The following is a 23,404-nucleotide window of genomic DNA, read 5'->3' on the forward strand; positions in this document are numbered from 1 at the left end:
TTAATATCATGAAAAACCTTTTATTGTCATCCCTCTTCATACTCTCGTTTTCATTCATTTCTAATGCTCAAGTTCGTTTTGGTTTAGGAGGTGGTTTATCTTCTGGAACAGGTGACTTAAGTGAATACTCGGATGTTGGCTTTAATCTATATGCAGAAATTGGAGCTGGAATTACAGATCACTCTGAGATTACTGTTCTTGGACAAATGGATTTAATGGCAAGTGGTACAGATGCATTAGCTGAAGCTTGGATCTTAATGCCTGTAATGCTTCAGTATCGTTATTATATCTTGACAGGTACTTTAAAACCATACGTTGGTGTTGGTTTAGGTGGAGTTAGGGTATATAATAGTACAATAATTGATTCTGTATCCTCTGATCCTTTAGTTGATGAATGGAATTTTGGATATAAGATTGCTGCTGGTTTAAAATTCTCAATTTTAAATCTTCAATTAAGTTATTTAGGTGCAGGACAGGTAGGTTTTGAACAACTGGGAATTCCAGTAAGTGATAAATCTATGGGATCTTTTGATATGTCTGTCGGGCTGCTGTTTTAAAATAAAGTATTTTTAGAATAGAAACCAAAAAGGCTGATTTCCGGTAAAGAAATCAGCCTTTTTGGTTTGTTGAAGTTGATTTTAATGTTTAATGATCAACTCTTTATTATATGCAGGTTTACCGTTTATTTTAACGAGTAAAATATAAATACCTTCGTTTAAATGGCTAACATTAAATTCAGCTTTACCATTATTATATTCTTCTTTATTTTCTAGAGGAATCATTACACCTGTTTCTGCTTGCACTAATTCATAAGTAGCTTTATCTCCTTTTATAAGATTTAATATCACATTAAATTGACTATCTGCAGGATCTGGATAAACACTAATTACATGAGATGAAACTTCATTTTCTAGGTGAACTTCTTTTATCCAAGATTCTGATTTACCATCTAAATCATATTCAGTTAATCTATAATAAACGGAAGAAGAAGAATTATGATCCATATCTGTAATTTCATATGTTAATTCTACATCTGAATTACCTGCAGCTTCTATATCTTTTTCTACAACAGTATAGTTTTTACCATCAATAGATTTTTCAACAGTGAAACTTTTAGTATTTATTTCTTGTGCAGTAATCCATGTAGCAACAATAGCATTTTCATCAACTATTACATTAAACGATGATAACTCGATCGGTAAATTTGTCGCAGCTAATGAATTTGGGAAATGTTGAAATATAAGGTCTTTAACGTGTTGAGGAACCTGGTCAATATTATTTTTGGTCATGGCTGTAGTGTGCCCACCATAACCGCCACCTCCACCAAAGAACTCTTGAGCCATACCGTTCATCTGAAGGTTTGGACCAACAAAATTGTGAGTTCCTGGATGGCCCTCAATTTTATTAATTCCATGAGCATTACCATGTCTTCCTGCATCTGTTCCTTGTGCATTTACTCTCTCTCCTAAAATAGAAAGACTAGCATGTGATCCAGCATGGTAATCTATTGCATTTTTAATAATTACATTTTTCTCTATTATAATATCTCCATTATTTTGAATTTGAGTATATATAGGGTTGAAGCTTGGTCTCCCATGTCTAGGTATCATAGTTACGTGGCCATTTAGATGAACAGTTCCTTTAACTATTAAAATACCACCAGCGTCAACTGTAATATAATCTCTTTCATTAACTGTGAGATCTCCATTTATAATTTTTGTTTCTCCATGTCTAACATGTAGACTAGTAGCGAATAGATTACTACTTAATAGAAATCCGAAAAATAATAATATATATAGTTTTGTAGTATTCATTAAAATAAGTTTAGTAGTTAAAATCGTGTTGTGAAATTATATTAAAAATTACATCTATTTATTAAAACGTATCGTAAAGTGATCCGTTGAAGTTGTTTAAAGTTATTAAAATTAATCCTCCTCTAAAATAATAGCTTGACTGTTCTTTATATTCCCTCTACTATTAGTGGCATGTATAATCACATTACCTGAATAGACCAATAGATCTTTCATTTTTACTTTAAGAATATACGTACCGGCAGGGTAGTGATGAATATCAAATAACGCTTGGTTCTCTTCGAATTCAGGCATGATATCCCAAACAGACTCATTTTCTGTATGATGTAATTTTATATCAAAATCTTTAAACGATTCACCTTCTAAATCAAGAGCAAGTTTATAATTTGTAGGGTTGGGATTGATTTTTACTAAACCATATTCTTCTTTATCATTTTCGTTGGCTTTTAAATGACGACACCAAATATATTCTTCTCCAGACTGCTGAATTGTTCTTAGTCTGTAAAAAGTATCTTTTGTATCTGTAAATGCAACATCTTTATGATCGTAAGGAACTGCTTCATGAGAATTGCCACTTGCTTGTACTTTACCAATTTCTTCAAAGGCAATACCATCATGTGATTTCTCTATTACAAAGTGACTTAAATCTCGCTCAATAGAAGTTTCCCAATAAGCAAAAGCATGTCCATTTTCAATTTCAATATCAAAGAAATCTACAATTGTTGGTAGCTTTAAATGATAGGCAGTTACAAGATTACAAAACAATTTATTGCCAGAACATCCGGATGTAGTAATCTTTCTAATATCACCGAGTATATTATCCTGATATCTATTTTTTACTATAGTTTCACTTTGTACATGAATTTCAGCTTCATCACCAATCTGTAATTGTCCATTTTTATCTAAAAAATGAATAGTTAGATAAGTTGTAGAGATATGTCCATTTATAGTGGCAGCATAATCTTCTATTTTTATCGTTAGCTCATGGGCATCTATCGCTCCAATTTGATCGACTGTAAACTCTGCATCTGTACTCTGAATAATAGCTTCTTGTACAGTTAATTGCCCTTCTACAACTAAACTACTTTTAGGTCCGACAGTAAGTGTGTTGGTAATAAAAAGATTCCCTCGGTTGGTTATAACTAATTCACCTCCATGAGAAACATCAATTGCACCTACTATTTGCTTGTCTTTTTTTAGATTAAAGTCAATAATAAACGATTTACCTTTTACAAGAATCAGTGTTTTTTCGTTAGGAACTACTTTAGGTGACCAATTATTGGGGTTCTCCCATTGGTCGATAGAAGTAAAGCGTTCCATTTGAGGTTTAATATTGACAAAACTTTCTCCATCAACAGCAAAAGTGATTAATGGGAATAATCCAAAAAGAAACGATAGAAGGGTGAATTTGTACATAGTTATCATTTACGTATTAAAAGAGAGAGCAAGTAAAATTTACATTGAAAATACATAAAACATAGGAATTATCATAAAATACCCTCATCAGCAAAACTAAAATACTGCTCATTCCCAAAGATTAAATGATCTAACAGCGGCATTTCTAGAAATTTTCCTGCTTCTTTAATCTTTTTTGTAAGTGATATATCTGCTTGGCTAGGTTTTACCTGTCCTGAAGGATGATTATGAGATAAAATAATTGAACAAGCTCCTTTTTCTAATGCTCTCTGAAAGATAATTTTGGGGTCAGCAACTGTTCCAGCTCTACCGCCCATACTAACTTTTTCTGTTCCAATTATATTATTTGATCTACTTAATAAGATTACCCAAAGCTCCTCATGGTTTAAATCAAGTAGATGGGGCGAGAGTAGATTGTAAATATCTTTAGAACATCCAATTTTAGGTTTGATAGGCTTTTCTGTCTCTTTACGTCTTCTTCCTAGTTCTAAAGCAGCAGTTATTCCTACAGCTTTCGCATCGCCAATACCTTTAATTTGTTTGAGTTGTTTAATAGATAGTTTTGCAAGATTATCTAAATTATTATCCACCTCATTTAATAGGAGTTGCCCAACTTGAATGGCCGATAACTTTGGAGTACCAGAGCCTAGTAAAATAGCAATTAGCTCTGCATTACTCAGAGATTGACGCCCCTTAGTTAAGAGCTTTTCTCTTGGGCGGTCTTCTTCTGCAAGGTTTTTAATACTTAAACCTGCTGTTTGATTGTCGTAAATAGTTTCCATCGTTAAGCTATTGAGTTAGATTTTGTAAAGTAAATATAGGGAGAGAATCAAAAAAATAAAATAAAAAAAGAGGTTACCACTTCTGTGATAACCTCTCCAAGTATGAAATGAAATGAATTATTACTTATTGTAATTTCTTATAATACTGAGAATGAATCTGAGTAAGTAACACCATCAAGTTCCATTTCGGCAACATAAGTACCAGTAGGAAGAGTTGATAGATCGAAACGTTTGATGTTTTTAGCACCAGCAACGAATTTACCATTGTAGAATACATCTCCGTTATCAGATTTTAAACGAACTTTTACAAATCCTTGTACATCTTTACCGATGATTAAGTTTAAGTTTTCGCCTGAAACTGACATTTTAAATTTTTGATCTGAAGAAGCTAATTGGAAGTTTTTCATTACCGCAGTTTTAGACGGAGTAACAAAAAATTCTCTAACCATCATTTTATCTTCGAATTGTAACTTAAAGCTATATTGACCTTCTGGTAAACTCTTAAAATTAATGTCTTCACTAACTTTACCTGAAGCAATAATAGTTTTAGTCATATAAACTTTACCTTCTTTATTTTCTATAGAGAAATTAACTTCTTCTCCTTCTAAATTTGCTAACGTTAATGTTGCTGATGTTCCATTTTCAGAACTCTTAAAGAAGTATGAAATACCGTTAAATGGTAAGTATAATTCTGCTGCAAACGTATTAAATGATAATAATAAGGCGGTTAATAATACTGTTAAATTTTTCATTGTAATATTTATATTTTGTTTTTTATTTCTCTTTTGAACATTACAAAGGTGTGGTATTTTTTTATTTTGTCAAAATGATTTCAAGTAAAATAATATAAGTGTAATATGTGTTTTTAATAAATATTATTCCGTACTGAATACACTTAATTATATTTTATTCTATAAGTGTATTTTGATCCTTCTATTATAAATTAAGTTAATTGGAATAACGATGGTTATATTTTATAAGTGTCGGTACTAACACTTAAAGTAGTTAATTTTGTTAATGAAGATGAATTCATTTTCTGTTAATATTGAGTTAAAGTATTTGAGCTAAAAATCTATAGAATAATGAGTTAGCGTTAAAATAAAAGAATGGTATTTAAGCCTAATTACTAGGTCTAAATACCATTCTTCTATATTAATAAAAGTAATAAAGAGGTTGAAATTATTGTAAAGCCGACTTTACTTTGCTAAATCAACTTTAAATAAGCTTTTACTTTATTAGAATAGAAACTGACTCAGAAAAATCATCTCCTATAATTATTAATTGATACATACCTGTATTTAATGCTTTAGATAATTCAAAACGCTCATTAAGTTCACCCAAAGCATTTGTTTGAGTTTCTTTAGCGTACACCTCAGTACCAGAAATATTAATTACTCGGATATATATATTTTGATTCGAAGTTAGCTCCTTCATTTTCATATCAAAAGTACCCTTTGATGGGTTAGGATAAAGTACTACTTCGCTTTCTAAACTATTTTGCTCCAAATTAATGCGAGCATTATTACCACATTCTCCAATAGTTAATTCAACCTTATCATTATTGGTGTCTTTTTGACCAACACCATTATGCTGGTAGGTGAAATAGAATGCAACATTTTCCCCAAGATTTGACGGAAGTGTAAAAGTGAAATTTTCACCTTCTTTCTCCATGTAAAAACCTCCTGTAATGTTTCCGTCAACAAAAGTGGTAATGATAACCCATTCTGAGCTGCCTAAGATAGAAGTAGGAATAAATGTGACTGTTGGGTTATCTTGTTTCTCAACCTCAACAGAGAAATCTCCATTATTACTATAGAATGTACAAGCAGTTGTATTTACAGCGTTTACATTTACTAGAATAGAAGTACTTTCTTCTGTTTTGCCATCATATACAGTAAGCGAAACAGCATACTCTCCATTTTGGTAGTAATTATGAAGAGGGTTTTCAAGAGTACTTGTTGTGCCATCACCAAAGTTCCATTGGTATGCTAATAAATCTCCATCACTATCATTAGAAAGAGAGGCGTCAAATTGATAACTCGAACCACTTTGGGTAAAGTTAATGACAGGAGTTGGGGCATTGTTTTTTCCACTTTCGCAAGTAGGGAAAATTTCAAATTCGAATAAAGAAATTCCATAAGGATGCTGTTTACTTGTTGCATACATTGCAATATATCTACCACTACCAGATAGATTAATTAAAGAGTCAGTTCTAGCTTTATCTTCCAAACCACTCTGATCGCTAATTATTGTCCAAGTAGATGGATCGGGATCAGTGTCTTCATCAGACATTAGAATATAATAGGCGTCTGCATTGGCTCTTTCCCAAACTAGTTTAACTGCTTCAATATCATAGTCTCTTTTTAAATCAATTTTTATCCATTGAGGAATACTGAAATTTGTAGACGACCTAGTTGTAGAATCACCATCAATTGCAAAGTCAGCATTTAGATATCCTTCAGTACTCGATTGAGTAACATCTTTCCCTATTGCAATATTAGAAGGAACGCAATTGTTTTCTTCTACATTAATAACAATTGCAGAAGATGTAGCACTTGTAATAGCATCTACTACTTTAGCTGTTACTACATGACTACCCAAGGCAGGGTTTTCCCATAAGAATGTAAAAGGAGCAACAGTTGATGTACCAATTAAGGTTTGACCATCATAAAATTCTACCTTTTCTACCATGCCATTTTCTGATGATGCATCTACTTGCAAAACGATAGTTTCACCTTCAGAGAAAAGTTGATTGTTTTCTATTGATGTAAATGCGATAGACGGTAAAGCAAAGTAAATTCCTTTTTCTACAATAGAGATTTCTTTTTTAGTAGATATTCCAACGCCATTGGCATCAACTACTTTGGCTGAAATAGAATAGTCTCCATACCCAATGTTTTCTAAAATAAATGTATAAGGAGCTTCTGCTACTTCTCCTATTTTTTCATCGTTTAAATAATATTCTACTTTCTCTATTATTGAGTTTGGAGAATATGCATTTGATGAAATTTGTAGATTATCACCTTTTAAATATGCGATAGTATTTTCTGGTTGAGAAATAATGATATCTACAATAGGAGAGGTGATTGTAGCAGACTCCCAATACATATTATCGAATGCAAAACTATAAATGGAATCTTTTAAAGGATCTAAAGACGAAATTAGAAATGGAGCATTTATTTGTGATAGATCTTCAACATTAAATGCGCTAACTGGGATAATTACCTCTTCCCAATCTCCGGTTCTTTCTAATCCGTAAACATTTTCGTTGGGTTGAATTGGTACCCAATATTCTGCAGATGTACTTGTAAAACCAACTCTTATGCCTACGTCTGTAGGTAATTTCATGTTGAATTTAATGTAGCCGTCTTTATAGTTTGATAAATCCCATGTTTCTCTAGAATGAACTCCACCTCCATACCACGTAGAACCAACTTGGTTAGTCCATGAAATAGTATTACTACCTTCGAACGGGGTAATTGATGTTGGTGCTAAATTGTTCCATAAATAAATATCAGCATCTAAGCCCGGAGTAACTTTATTGTTCACTGCTGTTTCGTCAGTAAATACTCCAAAACGACCTTTAGCTGCAATATTTGAAGATGCTCCAGTTACGATTTCACCTTCACCATTCCATTTCGAAACTTGAATGTAATCCACATACATTTTAGCAGGTAAGGTAGCCCAAAGTTGGTCTTCTGCATGCGCATCTGTAAATACACCTCCAACAGCCATATTTAATAAGAAATAAAATGGTTTTTGGAATGTAGATGTTTCTTCTGAAAAATAATGTGGTTGCTCGAACATAAAATGCTCAACAGAGTCGTCTACAATAGATAATTTAATTGAACTAGACGACCAGTACATTCTATAGGTAACAAAACGATCTTGTAATGTACTATCTGCAACATACGGGTTTGCGTAATTTGGATCCCATGCTGCACTTGCTGCTCCTGTTGGATTTTGTGGTGATAATGCTTGGTCTGAGTACCAAATAATATTTGATGCTACATAATTGTTAGCATCTGCATACGGAAAATTTTGTCTTGCTCTATCGTCAAAATTTTGTCCCATTTCCATCATATCAATTTCACCAATACTAGGCCAAGTTCCAGCACCTGTTCCTAATAACCAAGCAGCAGGCCATAAGCCACCTTCAATATTAGGTGTTCTCATTCTGATTTCTACAACACCATATTTTACTGCAATTTTATCTTTAGAAAGCATTCTAGAAGAAGTATATGATTTACCTCCAAAGTCTTCTTTCTTGGCTTCAATAACTAAAGCAGAATTACCAACCTCATTTGGCACTTGTTCGATAGAGGCATTTTCTTCTCGATAATATTCTAATTCACCATTACCCCAGCCCCAATTGCCATTTCCTATTTCAAATCCCCAAACAGAAGGGTCGATAGTATTAAAATCTTCTCTCCAAATTACTTCACCAATACCTTCTCCAACTACAGAAACTTGAATAGTAGATGTACTACTAAGGTCAGTATTATCAATTGCTTTGGCAGATATTACGTGATCTCCTTCTTTAATATTATTCCATTGAATTACATAAGGAGCTTCTGTTGCAATACCAATTAATTTAGGACCGTAGTAGAATTCTACTCTCTGGATTGTCCCATCAATATCTTCTGCGTTGGCAGCAATTGATAATGTTGATGGATTTTCTAATTCAATACCATTTGTAGGACTTGTTATTTGTACTGTTGGTGCTTCTGAAGGAAACGAGCTTGGATCCCAAACAATATCATCAACAGCCATTTCGAAAGTAGTTGCTGTACCACCTTCACCAGAAAGAATGAGGAATGGAGACGTTACTTTTTCTAGATTTATTCCATTGAAATTGCTAATAGGAATTATTGCTTCTCCCCATTCTCCATTTCTTGTTAACCCATAAGTATCTTCATTTGCTTTAAAATCTATCCAATATTGAGTATCTGTAGTTTCAACTCCAATCTTAAAACCAACATCTGCAGGAATCTTGATTTTGAATTTTAAGCTACCTTTTCGTTTATCAGAAAGATTAATAAAATCTCTACAAGTAATACCAGCACCAAACCACCAATTAGGTTGGTTGGTTTCCCAAGCAATTACATTTGTACCTTGATAAGGTGGAGTAGTACCTCCTTTTAAAGTGTTTTCCCAAACAAAAACATCTGTATCTACACCTATTTCTAATTTACTATCAATAGAAGTATTGTCTGTAAACACCCCAAATAATCCTTCTTTTTTGTTAGATACCGTATTGCGAATTACTTCTCCGACACCATTCCATTTTGAAACTTTTACGTAATCGATCCACATTTCTGAAGGCATATCTGCAGTAACTCCTTCTTTATTTAAGATATCAGGGAATAAACCACCAACAGCGAGATTCATTAAGAAGTAAAATGGTTTATGAAAGGCTTCTAGCCCATCTCCACTTTCAATATTAAAAGGAGCAGGGAGTAAATCATATTCTTGACCATTATCTATTATTGTATATCTTATTTCTTTTGGCGACCAATACATTCTATAGGTTACAAATCTATTTGCCATAGATGTTTCAGAAACATAGGGGGTAGCCGAACCTTTAAACCACGTTCCGTTAGCTGCACAAGTTGGGTTATCATCACTACACGCAGCAGCAGATTTCCAAATAATATTTGCAGCAGTATAGTTATTTACATCAGGAGTGATTGTGCTATCCTCTAGATGTTTTAACCTGTAGGCAGGGTTATGCCCCATTTCCATAATATCTAATTCACCAATACTTGGCCAACCTTGTGATCCAGTTCCTAGCATCCAGAATGCAGGCCATAAGCCACCTTCTAAATTGGGAACTTGTATTCTTGCTTCAACAACACCATATTTAATTGCTAATTTATCTTGTGTTTTAAGACGAGAAGAAGAAAAACCAAACCCTCTGATATTATCGTTTTGGGCTGTAATTACGATTGCTTTATTACTCTCTTCATTAGGTACCTCTTTAATTGTAGAGTTCTTTTCTGTATAGTACTCTAATTCGCCATTACCCCAACCCCAGTTGCCGTTTCCTGTTTCGAATTGCCAAGTAGTTTTGTCTATTGTATCAAAATTATCTTCCCAAATAACTTCTCCAATCCCTTCATTAGAATCAGTTACTACAAAAGTAATAGGAGCAGAGATTGATGAGACTCCACTGTTATCTTCTGCTTTTGCAATAACTATATGTTCACCTGTTGGAGTATCGTTCCAAGAAATAGTAAATGGAGATGAGTTAGCTACACCAATTATTGAATCATTTACAAAATAAGTAACTGATACAACCTCTCCATCTAAATCATATGCGGAGCTTGATAATGATAAGCTAGATATATCTGAAAGTATTTGATTATTGGAAGGAGTGAGTATACTTACTTTAGGAGCAAGTGATTTTACAGGAGTATCATCCCAATAAATATTATCGAATGCAAAGTCATAATTTCCTTTAGAACCATCTTCTGCAGCAATAGCAAAAAGATATTCTACTTGAGTAAGGTCTAACCAACCAAAATCATCAATTGGAATTACTATTTCTGCCCATTCTCCATTTCTAGTTAAGCCATAGTTATTTTGATTTGCAGGGAATGTAATCCAACTTTCGTTTGTTTTGGCGATGATCCCAACTTTAAAACCTAAACCTTCTGGTATTTTTGCATAGAATTTTAAAGAGCCATTTTGATAATCTGACATATCTTGCGGTTCTAAAGCAGCAATTCCACCACCAAACCAAGCATTTGTTGTACTTTCCCATGCTAGAGCATTTGCACCTTCAAATGGTTCTGAAGTACCTTCCTTTAAAGAGTTTTCCCAAACATAAACATTAGCATCTACGCCAACAGTAAGTCCGTTATTGATTTCATCGTCGTTTGTAAAAACAGCAAATTTACCAGTTTTACCTCCCATTCTGCCTTTAAACACTTCTCCTCTGCCATTCCATTTAGACACTTTAATATAATCAATCCACATTTCTGCAGGAGCGTCGAAATTTACATCGTTCATTGTAGCTGCATCTGTAAAATTACCTCCCACAGCCATGTTCATTAAAAAGAAGAAAGGTTTTTGGAATGCTTCTGTATCTGTACCACTTTCTAATCCGAAAGGGCTTTCGAATAAATCGTATTCTATATTATCGTCTACAATTGTAATTCTTAAAGACGATGGACTCCAATACATCTTGTACTTCACAAATTTATTGGCGAGTGTAGTAGAAGAAACATAAGGTTTGCTATAGTCTACATCATAAGCAGTACTACCAGCACAAGTAGGGTTTCCTTCGCTACAAGCCGCTTCTGAGTAAAGTATAATATTCGAACCTACATAGCTATTAATTGCAGCATCAGCATGTCCTTGACGTTCTCTTTCTTCTAATTTATGTCCCATTTCCATAATGTCAATTTCACCTCTTAAAGGCCAAGATTGAGCATCTGTTCCCATCATCCAGAATGCAGGCCAAAGTGCATTACCAAGATCTGGAACTTTCATTCTTACTTCTACAACACCATATTTTACAGCAACACCATTCTCACTTACCAATCGAGAAGAGGTGTAATTAAAACCGCCTGCTTGCTCTTCTTTAGCAGTAATCACGATAGCAGTATTACCTGGTTCTTCAGGAATTTCTTTAATACTTGTATTGTTTTCTGTGTAGAACTCTAATTCCCCATTTCCCCAACCCCAAGTACCGTTTCCAGTTTCAAATTTCCATGTATTTCTATCTATAGATGTAAAGTTATCTTCCCAAATAACTTCACCTTCTCCGGATAAATCACTTACATTAAAAATAGTAGGAGCTGTTGTTTGAGTAACACCTTTATTGTCGGTAGCCTTTACTGTAATTGTATAATCTCCTGCAATAAGGTTATTCCATTCAACAGTATAAGGAGCTGAAAGATCTTGCCCTAAAAGAGAATCACCCATAAAGAATTCTACTTTAGTAATATTCCCTAAACTAGAAGTAGCAGTAGCTTCTAAAGTAACTGAACTTGCATTTTCTATTGTATTAGAGATAGGAGAAGTAAGTGAAACTTGAGGTTTTGGAATTTCTCCTGTAAATATTTCTCCTTGGTCATTCCATTTAGATACACTGATATAATCTACCCACATTTTTGCAGGAGTAGTAATATCTATGGTAGATGTAGAGAGAGCATCTGTAAAAGTACCTCCTACAGCCATGTTCATTAAAAAGAAAAATGGTTTCTGAAAGACTTCTGTATCTGTACCTTCTTGCAATCCAAAAGGACCTGCAAAAAGATCGTATTCTGTGCCATTATCTTCTATAGTAATTCTAATTTCTTCAGCACTCCAATACATTCTATAAATTACAAAACGATCTGCCATTGAGGTAGTGGCAACGTATGGATTTGCATAGTTAACATCGTAAGCAGCACTACCAGCACAAGTTGGGTTTCCTTCACTACATGCATCTTTAGAATACAAAATAATATTTGATCCGACAAAGCTATTGATATCAGCACTTTCTTCGCCATGTCTTTCTCTATCTTCTAGCTTATGGCCCATTTCCATGATGTCAATTTCACCACGTAACGGCCATTGTTCTTGGTCTGTTCCCATCATCCAGAATGCAGGCCAAAGACCGTTTCCTAGGTCGGGTACTTTCATTCTAACCTCAATTAGTCCATAACGAACAGCTAGTCCATTTATACTTTTTAATCGAGAGGAAGTGTATTCAAAATCACCTTCGTTTTCTTTTTTTGCTTCTATTACTAGAGCATTATTGTTTGTTTCATTTGGAATTTCTTGAATACTCGTATTCTCTTGTTTATAGAATTCGAGCTCTCCATTTCCCCATCCCCAATTGCCATTTCCGGTTTCAAATTGCCAAATGTTGGGATTGATTTCATTGAAGTCTTCCCTCCAAAGTACCTCCCCTTTTTGTGCAAAGGTAGAATTACCAATAAGCAGAAGTAGTAGTACAGAGAGTAAATTTTTAGTAATATTCATTTCAAACATAGCGTAGTTAGTTAAAAAATTATTTAGATCGCTACAATTGTAATTAATACACTAAAGAAGGGAAAAAAATAGTACTCGACAATCACTTATAGTTACTCTACAAATACTTATCAACTATTTTAAATAATTGAAAGTCAGCTTGTTATTTAAAACCTAAGTATAAGGTCATTTAGGTTTACTTGCTTTTCTAACTTCATTTTTTTTCTAATTCTATACCTACTTTGTTCTAGGCTTCCTAAGGTGATATTTAATATTTGGGCTATTTCTTTGTTCGTCTTATTCAATCTTACTAACGAACAAATCCTTAAATCTGTAGAAGTTAGTTGAGGGTATTTCTTGGCAAAGTCAGTTAAAAAAGTATCTGTTTCTAGTTCTAATACATTATCGAAAATGGTATCATTGTTCATGGAATTAAGGTTGTTTTTTAGTTCATTCAATTCTGATGATTGGAACTCTGTATTGTTACTCTGCGTAGTGATATCTACAATATTCTGATACATATGATTAAGATGTTCTTTTAATGCAGAATACTTAGTAGACATCTCATTAATTTTCTGATTGTACTCCGAGATATTTGTGTTTAATTGTTCATTTTTGAATTGAATCAATTGGTTTTCTTCGTGTAAATCTTGAACTGCTTTTCTTTTTTCTTCAACAATTGACCTTAGCTCTTTCCTTTTAAAAATTAAGAAAAGTAAGTAGCTAAAAACAATTAACCCTATTGCAGCAAGAAGCACTTTAAATAGTAACGTATCAAAGAAACTACCTTTAACAATTATGGTAATTTCTTTTACGGCATCACTCCAACTTCCTTTATTTGGACTGCTTTTTATTTTTAATGTATAGGTACCGATTGGAAGTTTACTAAAAGTTGCACTTCTACTTTTTCCGTCTGTTTCTATCCATTTATTATTGTACCCTTCTAATTTATAAGCGTATTGAATGGTAAGAGGGAAATCGTAATTTATTGCCGCAAATTTCACAGTTAAAATACTTTGGTTATCAGGCAGTGAAATAGTATCAACAGTAGATAAAAGCGAAGGAATACTACTAAGTGTATCCATTGCATTCTCGTAAGCAATAGATTTATTATCTATTCGAACATCTGTTAAATATATTTTGGAGGGTTTAAAGTTTTTACTAATAAGGTTAGGGTTAAAAGAATTGATACCGTTATTACCAGCAAAAATAAATTCGCCATTATCTATAGCTGCAGAAAGGTGAAGATTAACGCTGTAATTCTTTAATCCATAATCTTGAGAAAAGTTAGCTACTAAATCAGTTTCTGTATTTAAAACAGAGAACCCACAGGAAGTACCCACCCAAACTCTAGCTCTTTTATCAATTTGTAATGCTTGAATATCTAAACAAGAAAGTCCTTCTTCATATCCATAATGCTTTAGAATATTTTTATTCCTATCTATTTTATACAAACCATCCCCATTTGTACCTACCCAAGTATTACCAAAATGATCTTCTTTCATATCTGTTGCTACATTAATAGGTAAACGGTTAACCTCAAAAGTAGATGTATTTATAGATACAAGTTGATCTGAAGTACCTATCCATAGTAGGTTCCTTTTATCGAAATCGAAATAATTAATTGTACCGTGCAATTCTAAATACTTTCCATTAAATAAACTATTCCCAGAGAGCACCTCTTTTGAGTAGCCAACTGCTGATGTAGGTATACAGGCAATTTTTTCTTTAGAATAACTAAGCCAAATATTTCCCTTTTCATCTTCTGTAATTGTAGTGATTACCCCTTTTGGTAACGCTTTATTATTCTCGGAAGCATGTCTATATTCTACTAGATTTTTATTAGTTAAAGAGTAATTAAGTAAAGTAGAATCGGTACTAACCCATAAAGTGTTTTTCGAATCTAAATAAACGGCAGAAATAACACTAAGTGATTTACCAATGGGATATTTCGAGAATTTTTTATCTTTTTTATTGAAGAGATATAGGCCTTTAGAATAAGTACCTAAAATAAAATTATCATTATTTACTTTAGTCATTGATGATACTCTTATTTCATTGTCATAAGCACCAATTTTCTGATATCTGAATGTGTTTTTTAGTGAATTTAATTTAAAAAGACCATATCCAAAAGAGCCAAACCATAAGCTATTATCATTCGCACTAAAACTTGTCCAGATATAGTCATAGTTATTTTCATCCACATCATTCATCTCAACCTGCGAAAAATGGAGTGTATTTAAATCTAGAATATTAATACCATTGCCATAAGTACTTATCCAAAGTTTATCATTTTCTCTCTGTACTATTGCCTTAATAATATTTCCGCTTATGGTATTCGTTTTATCAATTTGATGATTAAACTGTTTTAACTCATTTCTTTTCTGATTGTACCTGTAGAGTCCATTTCCCCAAGTTCCAATCCATATATCATTATTACTATCTTCAAAAATACAATTGATAGTACTCTTACTTAATCTTTTAAATATTTCTTCGTATTTAATAATGCTTTTCTGAGATCTAACATCTAAAACATTTAGACCTTCATTTTCAGTACCTATCCAAAGTTGGTGTTTACTATCAAGAAACATTGTATTGATAAAACGTCCCGAAACTTTATTTTTATATGGATTGATGGTGTTGAATGCTGTAAATTTTTGAGAGTGTTCATCATATTTTACTAAGCCACCATTATAAGTGCCGATCCATAAAATAGAATCATCCTGAATAATTGACCTTATATTATCACTGCTAAGTCCGTTATCATCTTTAAAGAATTTAGTTACTTTACCAGTTTCAACTTCATATTTGTTTAGACCATGTTCTGTTCCAAACCACATATTGTTGTCTGCATCCTCAAAAATACATTGAACTGTAGTGTGTGATAAGATATTAGCTTTTTCTTTTCCGACGGTATTAAAATTATGGAATTCATGTCCGTCATAAATCTGTACACCACCATATGTTCCTACCCACAAGAGATTTCTACTATCTTGAAAAATTGATAAGACATGATTGTGTATTAAACCTTCTTTTGTTTGATAGGAATCAAATTTAAAATTAGACTGTGCATTTAATAATATTGGAAACAGATAAGATAAAACGGATATAAAAAATAGAGTAGTTAATTTCATAGCAAAAAATGTTAGTATCAGTAGTTTGTATACAAAGTACTAAAACTATATGAATGATGTATCAAAATATAAAAAATGAACAAAAAAAGAGGCTAGCACCTGTAGTGCTAGCCTCTCCAATAAAGTATGAAATGAAATGAATTATTACTTATATCTTAATATGTCTACTAGAGACATTAATTTCTTATAAAATTGAAAAAGAATCTTTGTACGTTACGCCATCAATTTCCACTTCAGCATTGTAATTACCTGATGGTAGCGTAGATAAATCAAAACGTTTAACATTTTTAGCTCCAGCAATAAACTTAGAGTTATAAATCTGACCATTTTGGTCATCTGATAAACTAACTTTGATGAATCCTTTTACATCTTTTCCTATAATTAAAACCAAGTTTTCTTCTTCTACAGAAATCTTGAATTTTTGGTTTGAAGAAGTTAATTGATAGTTCATCATAACTGCAGTTTTCTGCGGAGTTACAAAGAATTTTCTCATCATAACCTTATCTTCAAAAGTCATTTTAAAAGTATATTGACCTTCCGGTAAACTTTTAAAATTTATATCTTCTTTTACTTTACCAGTAGTAACAATTGTTTTTGCCATGAACATTGTTCCTTCGGCATTTTCTACTGTAAAGTTAATTTCTTCGCCTTCTAAATTGTCGAACATTAATGTTGCTGAAGTGCCATCTTCAGATGCTTTAAAGAAATAAGAAATACCATTAAATGGTAAGTAAATTTCTGAAGCTATTGTTAATGAACTAAATGTTAGTAATGCAATGATTAATAGATTTAATTTTTTCATGATTGTGAGAGTTAATAAAATATTGTTTTTCATTTTCTTTAGTACACTACAAAGGTGGGGTATTATTTTATTCTGTCAAAATAAAAATACATAAAATTTTGTAAGTGTATCTTAACACTTAATGCTTTATTATTCTGTACTGAATACACTTATTGAATTTTTATTTATTAAGTGTAAGTTGATCCTATTTGTTAATTCCGAAAAGTGAGCAATATCATCTTTTCTGTTAGTTAAGTGTTACTACTTACACTTATTCCACTTTTTTTTAATAAAAATTGAAAAAAATATCAAAAATAATTTTTTTTAACCTTAATTAGAACTAAACAAGTTTATTATCCACACATTACAATCATAAAATCAAGTTCATGAACAACTCATCAAAGCATATTTTAATGGTCCGCCCGGCTTCTTTTGGGTATAATAAAGAGACTGCTTTGGATAATGAATTTCAAGATTCGTTAATACAAGGTGCTAATAACGAAGATGTTAATAAAGCATTAGAAGAGTTTGATAAGTATGTGTCTGTATTAAGAGAACATAAAATTGATGTAACTGTTGTTGATGATACTCCGGTACCATCTAAGCCTGATAGTCAGTTTCCAAATAATTGGTTTACTACACATTCAGATGGTACTATATATATATACCCATTAAGACCAGTAAACAGAAGAACTGAAAAAAGACAAGATATAATCGAGTTATTAGAAATGTGTTTTCATGTATCTTCTGTTACAGATTTATCTCCTCTTGAACAAGAGGGTAAATTCTTAGAAGGTACGGGGAGTATTATTTTTGATAGAGTGAATAAAATAGCGTACGCTTGCCTATCTAGAAGAACAAATGCCGAATTATTTAAAGAACATGTGGAGGAGTTAGGTTATACACCAATTTTATTTGATGCTGTAGATGAAAATCAAAAGCCGATATACCATACCAATGTAATGTTGGCGATAGCAACTGATTTTGTAGTGATCTGTGGAAATACAATTATTGATCAGAAACAAAAAGAAATAATATGGTCTTCTTTTAAAGATAGCGGTAAAAAGATTATTGATGTCTCTTTTGATCAACTTAGAAATTTTACATGTAACATTTTAGAAGTTACAGGCTTGGATAATCAAAAATACATTACAATGTCTACTAAAGCATTTAATGCATTTACTGAAGAGCAGAAACAAATTATGGAAGAATCTACAAAGGTTATTCATTCACCTATCGATACAATAGAAAGTGTTTGTGGTGGAGGAACAAGATGTATGATGGCTGAAATTTATTTAGATGAACAACTATTTCAATAAACCTTTATCTCTTAAAAATACTTCTATTTGTGTAAATGCTAAATAAAAGAGAAATACTGTTGCTCCAATCTTATACCGATTTAAAGAACCAAGATTAGGACTACTTAATGAAATTAGTGCTATTAACGTAAAACAATAGAGTATGACAATAAGCAACATCCATAGAAAGTAGGGTTGTTTTTGTTGAGGGTTCGATTTTACGAAAAGAAATAGACTGATGGAAGAGCAAATAATTAATAGGTAATTTTCAATACAAACAATAGCTGTGAAAATATTTTTTATTGATGTAATTGAAGGGTAAGTAAAAGAGGTGAAAATAGCTTTTGGTACTGACTTTAGAATGCTTATCCATGTAGGTTTAAGCTGTGGGAAGAGAATAGCATTGCCTGTATCACTGTTTTGATATAGTTTTTGATAATTTAAATAGAGCGTTGCGGGTAATCTATTTAAATCTAAATGGTAATGGAAATATGGAAGTAAATAAAAGAGTATCCCCATTGAACCTAAAAGGATAAAGATGTAGCGTACTTTATAAGTATAATTCTTCTTGTTGAGTATAAAAGCTGTATACACCAAAGGTAAGAAAGTGATTAAACCTGCAAAATAGTAGAATTTTATTTTTAATAGAATAAGGAGGGAAATCAAAAAGATAAATAGTGTTTCTATATTAATTTTATGTAATCTGATTACCTCAAACCCACACCCGATAATCCAGCCTATACATCCTAAAGCCAGACTTTCCTTAATTATACCTGCACTCCAAAAACTGAATGAGGGAATTAGAAGAAAAGAAAATAATAGACTGTACTTCGATCTTGGGTATATGATGTATAACTCAGAAATCAATTTCCATATACCAGTAAAAGCAAAAAAGCTAAGGTAAAGGCTACTTATCCAATAGTTACCTCCTGTAATTAATGCTAAAAAGCTAAGAAATATACCAAAATAAGTACTAGAAGCATTACTCTGAGTAAGTTGGCTTATTATTTCTTCAGGGTAACGATAAGCACTGGAAGTAATAAAATTAAAATAGGCTGAGAAATCATTTCTTGCAATTTCGCTTAAAATTATTCCATCATTGTAAAGAGAAAAAGTATCTCCTCCATTATAATGAAATGTATATAAAAGTCCCACTCCAATACCGAGCGATAATTTTAATAGTAAAGCAAAAGGATAAAAGTAAAAAAAGTTGGGTATAGCGGTCTTGCTTACATTTTGATAATGTAAATAGATTAGGAGTCCTAAAAGACAACAACTAAAAAGTCCCATAGTGATTATAAAAAAACTGCAACAACTAACACTATGTTAATTGTTGCAGCAATATATAGATAAAAAGCTTGATCTAGAAGATCGCTTCAGCAATATCTTTTACAGAAGTAGACCTACCCATAGAGTAGAAGTGCATACCTGGAACGCCATATTTAATCAACTCTTTAGATTGTTGAATACCCCATTCGATACCTAATTCTCTAACTTCTTTATTATTTTTACACTTTTGAGCTTCAGTAAATAACTCTTGTGGGAAATCCAACTTAAAGATACTTGGTAAAAGCGTTAGTTGCTTTTTAGTAGTTAGAGGCTTAATACCAGGAATAATAGGAACAGTAATTCCGGCAGTTCTACATCTTTCTACAAAATCAAAATATTTCTGATTATCGAAAAACATCTGTGTCACAATATAATCTGCTCCTAAATCAACTTTCTTTTTTAAGAAGTCAATATCAGAATCTAGATTAGAAGCATCCATATGTTTCTCTGGGTAAGCAGCAACCCCAATACTAAAGCCACCTTTAAAACCTGTTTCATCAGCATACTTAAATTCACCTTCGTTCATTTTAGTTACTTGTTCTACAAGCTCCGAAGCATAAGCATATCCTTCAGGATGCGGTGTAAATGAAGCTTCACCTTTTGCAGCGTCACCTCTTAAAGCAAGAATATTTTCTATACCTAAAAAGTTTAACTCAATAAGTATATTTTCAGTTTCTTCTTTAGAAAACCCACCACAAATAATATGAGGAACTGTATCTACATTGTATTTATGCATAATTGCAGCACAAACAGCAACAGTACCTGGACGATGGCGTTGAATTGATTTTTCAAACAATCCATTTTGAAGTTCTTTGTATACATATTCCTCTCGGTGATATGTAACGTCCACAAATGCAGGTTTGAACTCCATTAATGGATCAATAGCATCAAACAATGATTGAATACTTTTACCTCTTACAGGTGGAAGAAGTTCGAAAGAGAATAATGTTTTTTTCTCTTCAGCTGCTAGATTTAGACGATCAATAACTTTCAAAGGCTTGAATTTTTAAGTTTGTTTGAAACGATTACACAAGGCAAAGTTATTTTTATAGAAGACGTTTAGCAAATAGAAAGTGATAAATTTTCTTTTAATCACTTATTTTTTTGATGAATCCATAATAATAATGTGCTTTTACTGAAAAAAGTGCGAAAAAAAAGAGCTGAAACTTAATTTCAACTCTTTTTTAGATCATGATCAATTATGATAAAGGATCACTTGGAATAAATTCATTGCCTTCGTTCTTAAAATACTTTGTAGGTATTTCATTACGTTTTTTGATGTAAGTAGCATACTCACCTTCAAAATCAACGCGCTTATCAATCGTTTCATCAAAACGATCGAGTAAACAAAGAACAACCTCAGATACTTCTCTTACAGCATTATTAGAACCAGAATTACCCGTTATGTAGTCAGTATGTCCATTCATTCTACAATATTCTGTAAATAAAGGGCTACCTGAACGTCCTACCATAAAACGAGCACCAACTTCTTTTGCTAAGGAGATATCTAAAATATCATCGAAAGTAAAAAGTATTTCTTTAGCTTTTACACCAGACATTTCGTCTACAAGAGGCAATACTTTTACTTTATCTTTTACAAGATAAACAACAGCATCAAAATGTTCCCTTTTGGCCCATTTAAAAGCAGCTTCATTAAATTCTCCAGTTACAACTGCTGTAAATGGAATTTCTCCGTTTTCTAAGAAATAACCAAATCGAAGCATGTTTACACCCATAGAGTCAACTTCGCTAAATGGACTTGGCATAGCACCGCCTTTTACACCACCATTAAAAACGCCATCCCAGTCAAAAATTAGACCTTTAACATTTTGTAATTGCTGTAAAAGAGAAGAGGAGGGTGTTACAAACACGCCTCCTCCTTCTTTGAATAATTCTTCTCTCATTAGAGTGAAATTAGAATTTCATCATATCTTGAACGTCCAACATACCGATTACTTTACCGTTTTGAGTAACAACCAGTTCGTCAACTTTCTTTTCTTTGATTAAATTCGAAGCAACAAATAATAATTCATTAGCGTCGATTGAAATAGGAGCAGTTAATCCTAAATCACCTACTTTAGTGTTCACAACGTCTCCACCTTTTTCAGATACTAAACGACGTAAATCACCATCAGTAAAGATACCAATAGCAACACCGTTAGCGTCTACTACAGTAGTAGCACCAGTTGCATTAGTAGTCATGTTAACAAGACATTCAGCAACAGTAGCATCAGCAGTAACAGTAGGGTTGTTAGTAGAGATAGCCTCACCAACTTTAACTGTCATTAAACGAGTATCATTAACGAATTGATCTGTACCAATTTTTGTAAAGTGGTTTTCAGTCAATTGAGTCATGATTTTCCAAGGTACAGTAATTGTGTGAACACCAATACTTACAGCATCACGAACGTGTTGCATTGTACGTACAGATGAGAACATAATTTTAGTATTGTAACCGTAGTATTCTACAGCTTCAACACATTGCTCTACTAAACCTAAAGCATCGTGACCTTGATCTTGTAAACGACCAACAAGAGGACAAACATAAGTTGCTCCAGCTTGCATAGCCATATATGCTTGTTGTAAAGTATATACCAAGTGAATGTTCACTTTGAAACCTTCTTTTACAAGCATGCTACAAGCTTTAAGACCTACCATAGAAACAGGGATCTTATAAACTGTAGTTTCACGGCTTAAGCCTAAAGCTTCTTGACGTTTTGCTTCTGCAACGATTTCCTCTGCAGTGTCTCCTAATGCTTCAATTTGAAGAACAGGTACAATTTTAGACAACTCAACAATTGTTCCGTCGATATCAGTGATACCATGACGAGCCATGAATGTTGGAGTAGTTGTTAAACCAGTCATGAACGGTGCTTGTTCAAAACCATTTTTGATCTCATTGATCTCTGCAGAGTCTAAATATAATTCCATACTATTGTTAAGTATATATTTTCTATTATTTGGTACAAATTAAGGGTGAAGGAAATTACTTGTTACGGTAACTAACTTCGATATTGTGTAATTCGATTAGCGGTTTCATGAACTCTTCTAATTGATTTACATCTAATTGACTTGCCGCATCGCAAAGTGCTTCTGACGGACAAGGGTGTGTTTCGATAAATAAACCATCGATACCTGCAGCCACACCAGCACGAGCTAATGTTGGTAAGTATTGACGAGCTCCACCTGTAGGATCCGCAGAAGGAATTCCATATTTACGGATTGAGTGCGTTACGTCAAATACAATTGGGTATCCAGTTTGTCTCATTTCGTAGAAAGAACGAGGATCAACAATTAAATCATTGTAACCAAAAGAATAACCTCTTTCTGTTAAAATGATATTTTTGTTACCAGTTGATTCAACTTTTTGAGCTGGTTTAATCATGTTCTCAGGAGCTAAGAACTGACCGTGTTTTATGTTTACAACTTTACCTGTTTCAGCAGAACCAACAACAAGGTCAGTTTGCATACATAAGTAAGCTGGAATTTGAAGAATATCTAATACTTCAGCAGCAGGTTTGATCTGGTCTGGGTAATGGATGTCAGAAACTAAAGAGAATCCGAATTCATCTTTTACCTTTTGCATGATACGTAAACCTTCCTCGATACCAGGACCTCTATAAAAGTCTACTGAAGATCTGTTATCTTTTTGAAAAGAAGCTTTATAAATCATCGGAATATTTAACCTTTCCGTAACTTCTTTCAATTTTTCTGCTGTTTTCATCATGATGCTCTCGTCCTCGATTACACAAGGTCCAGAGATCAGGAACAATTCGTCAGCGCCACAATTAATGTCACCAACTTTTACAATGTTTTTACTCATCTGTATTTTATTGCTTTTGTATTGGGGGGATGTCAAAAAGAGACAGTTTCTCCAACGATGCGCAAT

At 32.7% G+C, this 23,404-nt stretch carries 14 protein-coding genes; 2 read left to right on the forward strand and 12 right to left on the reverse strand.

The annotated features are described in order from the left end of the window. Positions 1 to 8 precede the first annotated feature (8 nt). Entirely contained in the window at positions 9 to 557 is a 549-nt protein-coding gene (locus tag EI427_RS01835; protein WP_126610997.1) for an outer membrane beta-barrel protein, read from the forward strand. A gap of 81 nt (positions 558 to 638) precedes the next feature. On the opposite strand, the gene EI427_RS01840 is transcribed toward EI427_RS01835, so the two are convergent. From EI427_RS01840 to EI427_RS01870, 7 genes are all read right to left on the reverse strand, one after another. Continuing rightward, positions 639 to 1,814 carry a T9SS type A sorting domain-containing protein gene (locus tag EI427_RS01840; protein WP_126610999.1) on the reverse strand — a complete coding sequence of 392 codons (1,176 nt, stop codon included), beginning with the start codon at positions 1,812 to 1,814 and terminating at the stop codon, positions 639 to 641. A gap of 111 nt (positions 1,815 to 1,925) precedes the next feature. Continuing rightward, positions 1,926 to 3,227, reverse strand: coding sequence for a polymer-forming cytoskeletal protein (locus EI427_RS01845; RefSeq protein ID WP_126611001.1), 1,302 nt, complete (start codon positions 3,225 to 3,227; stop codon positions 1,926 to 1,928). 71 nt (positions 3,228 to 3,298) lie between these two features. Continuing rightward, positions 3,299 to 4,009 (reverse strand): RadC family protein, encoded by a 711-nt coding sequence (radC, locus tag EI427_RS01850; protein ID WP_126611003.1) that lies wholly within the window; start codon positions 4,007 to 4,009, stop codon positions 3,299 to 3,301. Positions 4,010 to 4,146: 137 nt separating this feature from the next. Beyond that, the gene (locus EI427_RS01855) at positions 4,147 to 4,761 is read right to left on the reverse strand and encodes a hypothetical protein (protein ID WP_126611005.1); all 615 of its coding nucleotides are present in this window, start codon (positions 4,759 to 4,761) and stop codon (positions 4,147 to 4,149) included. Between the two features lie 475 nt (positions 4,762 to 5,236). Continuing rightward, positions 5,237 to 12,985, reverse strand: a complete 7,749-nt coding sequence (locus EI427_RS01860; protein WP_170178364.1) for an Ig-like domain-containing protein — start codon at positions 12,983 to 12,985, stop codon at positions 5,237 to 5,239. A 155-nt stretch (positions 12,986 to 13,140) separates the two neighbouring features. Next, complete coding sequence (locus tag EI427_RS01865; protein ID WP_126611009.1) at positions 13,141 to 16,107, reverse strand: two-component regulator propeller domain-containing protein; 2,967 nt, start codon at positions 16,105 to 16,107, stop codon at positions 13,141 to 13,143. Between the two features lie 184 nt (positions 16,108 to 16,291). Continuing rightward, the gene (locus EI427_RS01870) at positions 16,292 to 16,909 is read right to left on the reverse strand and encodes a hypothetical protein (RefSeq protein ID WP_126611011.1); all 618 of its coding nucleotides are present in this window, start codon (positions 16,907 to 16,909) and stop codon (positions 16,292 to 16,294) included. 365 nt (positions 16,910 to 17,274) lie between these two features. On the opposite strand from EI427_RS01870, the gene ctlX reads away from it, so the two are divergent. Then, positions 17,275 to 18,207 carry a citrulline utilization hydrolase CtlX gene (gene ctlX, locus EI427_RS01875; RefSeq protein ID WP_126611013.1) on the forward strand — a complete coding sequence of 311 codons (933 nt, stop codon included), beginning with the start codon at positions 17,275 to 17,277 and terminating at the stop codon, positions 18,205 to 18,207. Here ctlX and EI427_RS01880 read toward each other — a convergent pair. The 5 genes from EI427_RS01880 to kdsA form a co-directional block, all read right to left on the reverse strand. Next, entirely contained in the window at positions 18,196 to 19,476 is a 1,281-nt protein-coding gene (locus EI427_RS01880; RefSeq protein WP_126611015.1) for a hypothetical protein, read from the reverse strand. The genes ctlX and EI427_RS01880 overlap by 12 nt on opposite strands. Before the next feature lie 73 nt (positions 19,477 to 19,549). Then, a complete protein-coding gene (gene metF / locus EI427_RS01885; RefSeq protein ID WP_126611017.1) occupies positions 19,550 to 20,509 on the reverse strand; it encodes a methylenetetrahydrofolate reductase [NAD(P)H] in 960 nt (319 codons plus the stop codon). 205 nt (positions 20,510 to 20,714) lie between these two features. Then, positions 20,715 to 21,419: a phosphatase gene (locus EI427_RS01890; protein ID WP_126611019.1), complete on the reverse strand. Its 705-nt coding sequence runs from the start codon at positions 21,417 to 21,419 to the stop codon at positions 20,715 to 20,717. A gap of 10 nt (positions 21,420 to 21,429) precedes the next feature. After that, on the reverse strand, positions 21,430 to 22,446 hold the full coding sequence (locus tag EI427_RS01895) for a transaldolase family protein (protein WP_126611021.1): 1,017 nt from the start codon (positions 22,444 to 22,446) through the stop codon (positions 21,430 to 21,432). 55 nt (positions 22,447 to 22,501) lie between these two features. Then, positions 22,502 to 23,338 carry a 3-deoxy-8-phosphooctulonate synthase gene (gene kdsA, locus EI427_RS01900; RefSeq protein WP_126611022.1) on the reverse strand — a complete coding sequence of 279 codons (837 nt, stop codon included), beginning with the start codon at positions 23,336 to 23,338 and terminating at the stop codon, positions 22,502 to 22,504. Between the last annotated feature and the right edge of the window lie 66 nt (positions 23,339 to 23,404).

The organism is Flammeovirga pectinis, from assembly GCF_003970675.1.
Taxonomy (GTDB): Bacteria; Bacteroidota; Bacteroidia; order Cytophagales; family Flammeovirgaceae; genus Flammeovirga; species Flammeovirga pectinis.

Bases quoted from the DNA above. Each gene is read 5' to 3' on its own strand.
- EI427_RS01880 (WP_126611015.1), bottom strand. From the start codon at position 19,476: ATGGGACTTTTTAGTTGTTGTCTTTTAGGACTCCTAATCTATTTACAT.
- EI427_RS01890 (WP_126611019.1), bottom strand. From the start codon at position 21,419: ATGAGAGAAGAATTATTCAAAGAAGGAGGAGGCGTGTTTGTAACACCC.
- radC (WP_126611003.1), bottom strand. From the start codon at position 4,009: ATGGAAACTATTTACGACAATCAAACAGCAGGTTTAAGTATTAAAAAC.
- EI427_RS01895 (WP_126611021.1), bottom strand. From the start codon at position 22,446: ATGGAATTATATTTAGACTCTGCAGAGATCAATGAGATCAAAAATGGT.
- EI427_RS01840 (WP_126610999.1), bottom strand. From the start codon at position 1,814: ATGAATACTACAAAACTATATATATTATTATTTTTCGGATTTCTATTA.
- EI427_RS01870 (WP_126611011.1), bottom strand. From the start codon at position 16,909: ATGAAAAAATTAAATCTATTAATCATTGCATTACTAACATTTAGTTCA.
- EI427_RS01835 (WP_126610997.1), top strand. From the start codon at position 9: ATGAAAAACCTTTTATTGTCATCCCTCTTCATACTCTCGTTTTCATTC.
- EI427_RS01860 (WP_170178364.1), bottom strand. From the start codon at position 12,985: ATGAATATTACTAAAAATTTACTCTCTGTACTACTACTTCTGCTTATT.
- kdsA (WP_126611022.1), bottom strand. From the start codon at position 23,338: ATGAGTAAAAACATTGTAAAAGTTGGTGACATTAATTGTGGCGCTGAC.
- EI427_RS01845 (WP_126611001.1), bottom strand. From the start codon at position 3,227: ATGTACAAATTCACCCTTCTATCGTTTCTTTTTGGATTATTCCCATTA.
- ctlX (WP_126611013.1), top strand. From the start codon at position 17,275: ATGAACAACTCATCAAAGCATATTTTAATGGTCCGCCCGGCTTCTTTT.
- EI427_RS01865 (WP_126611009.1), bottom strand. From the start codon at position 16,107: ATGAAATTAACTACTCTATTTTTTATATCCGTTTTATCTTATCTGTTT.
- EI427_RS01855 (WP_126611005.1), bottom strand. From the start codon at position 4,761: ATGAAAAATTTAACAGTATTATTAACCGCCTTATTATTATCATTTAAT.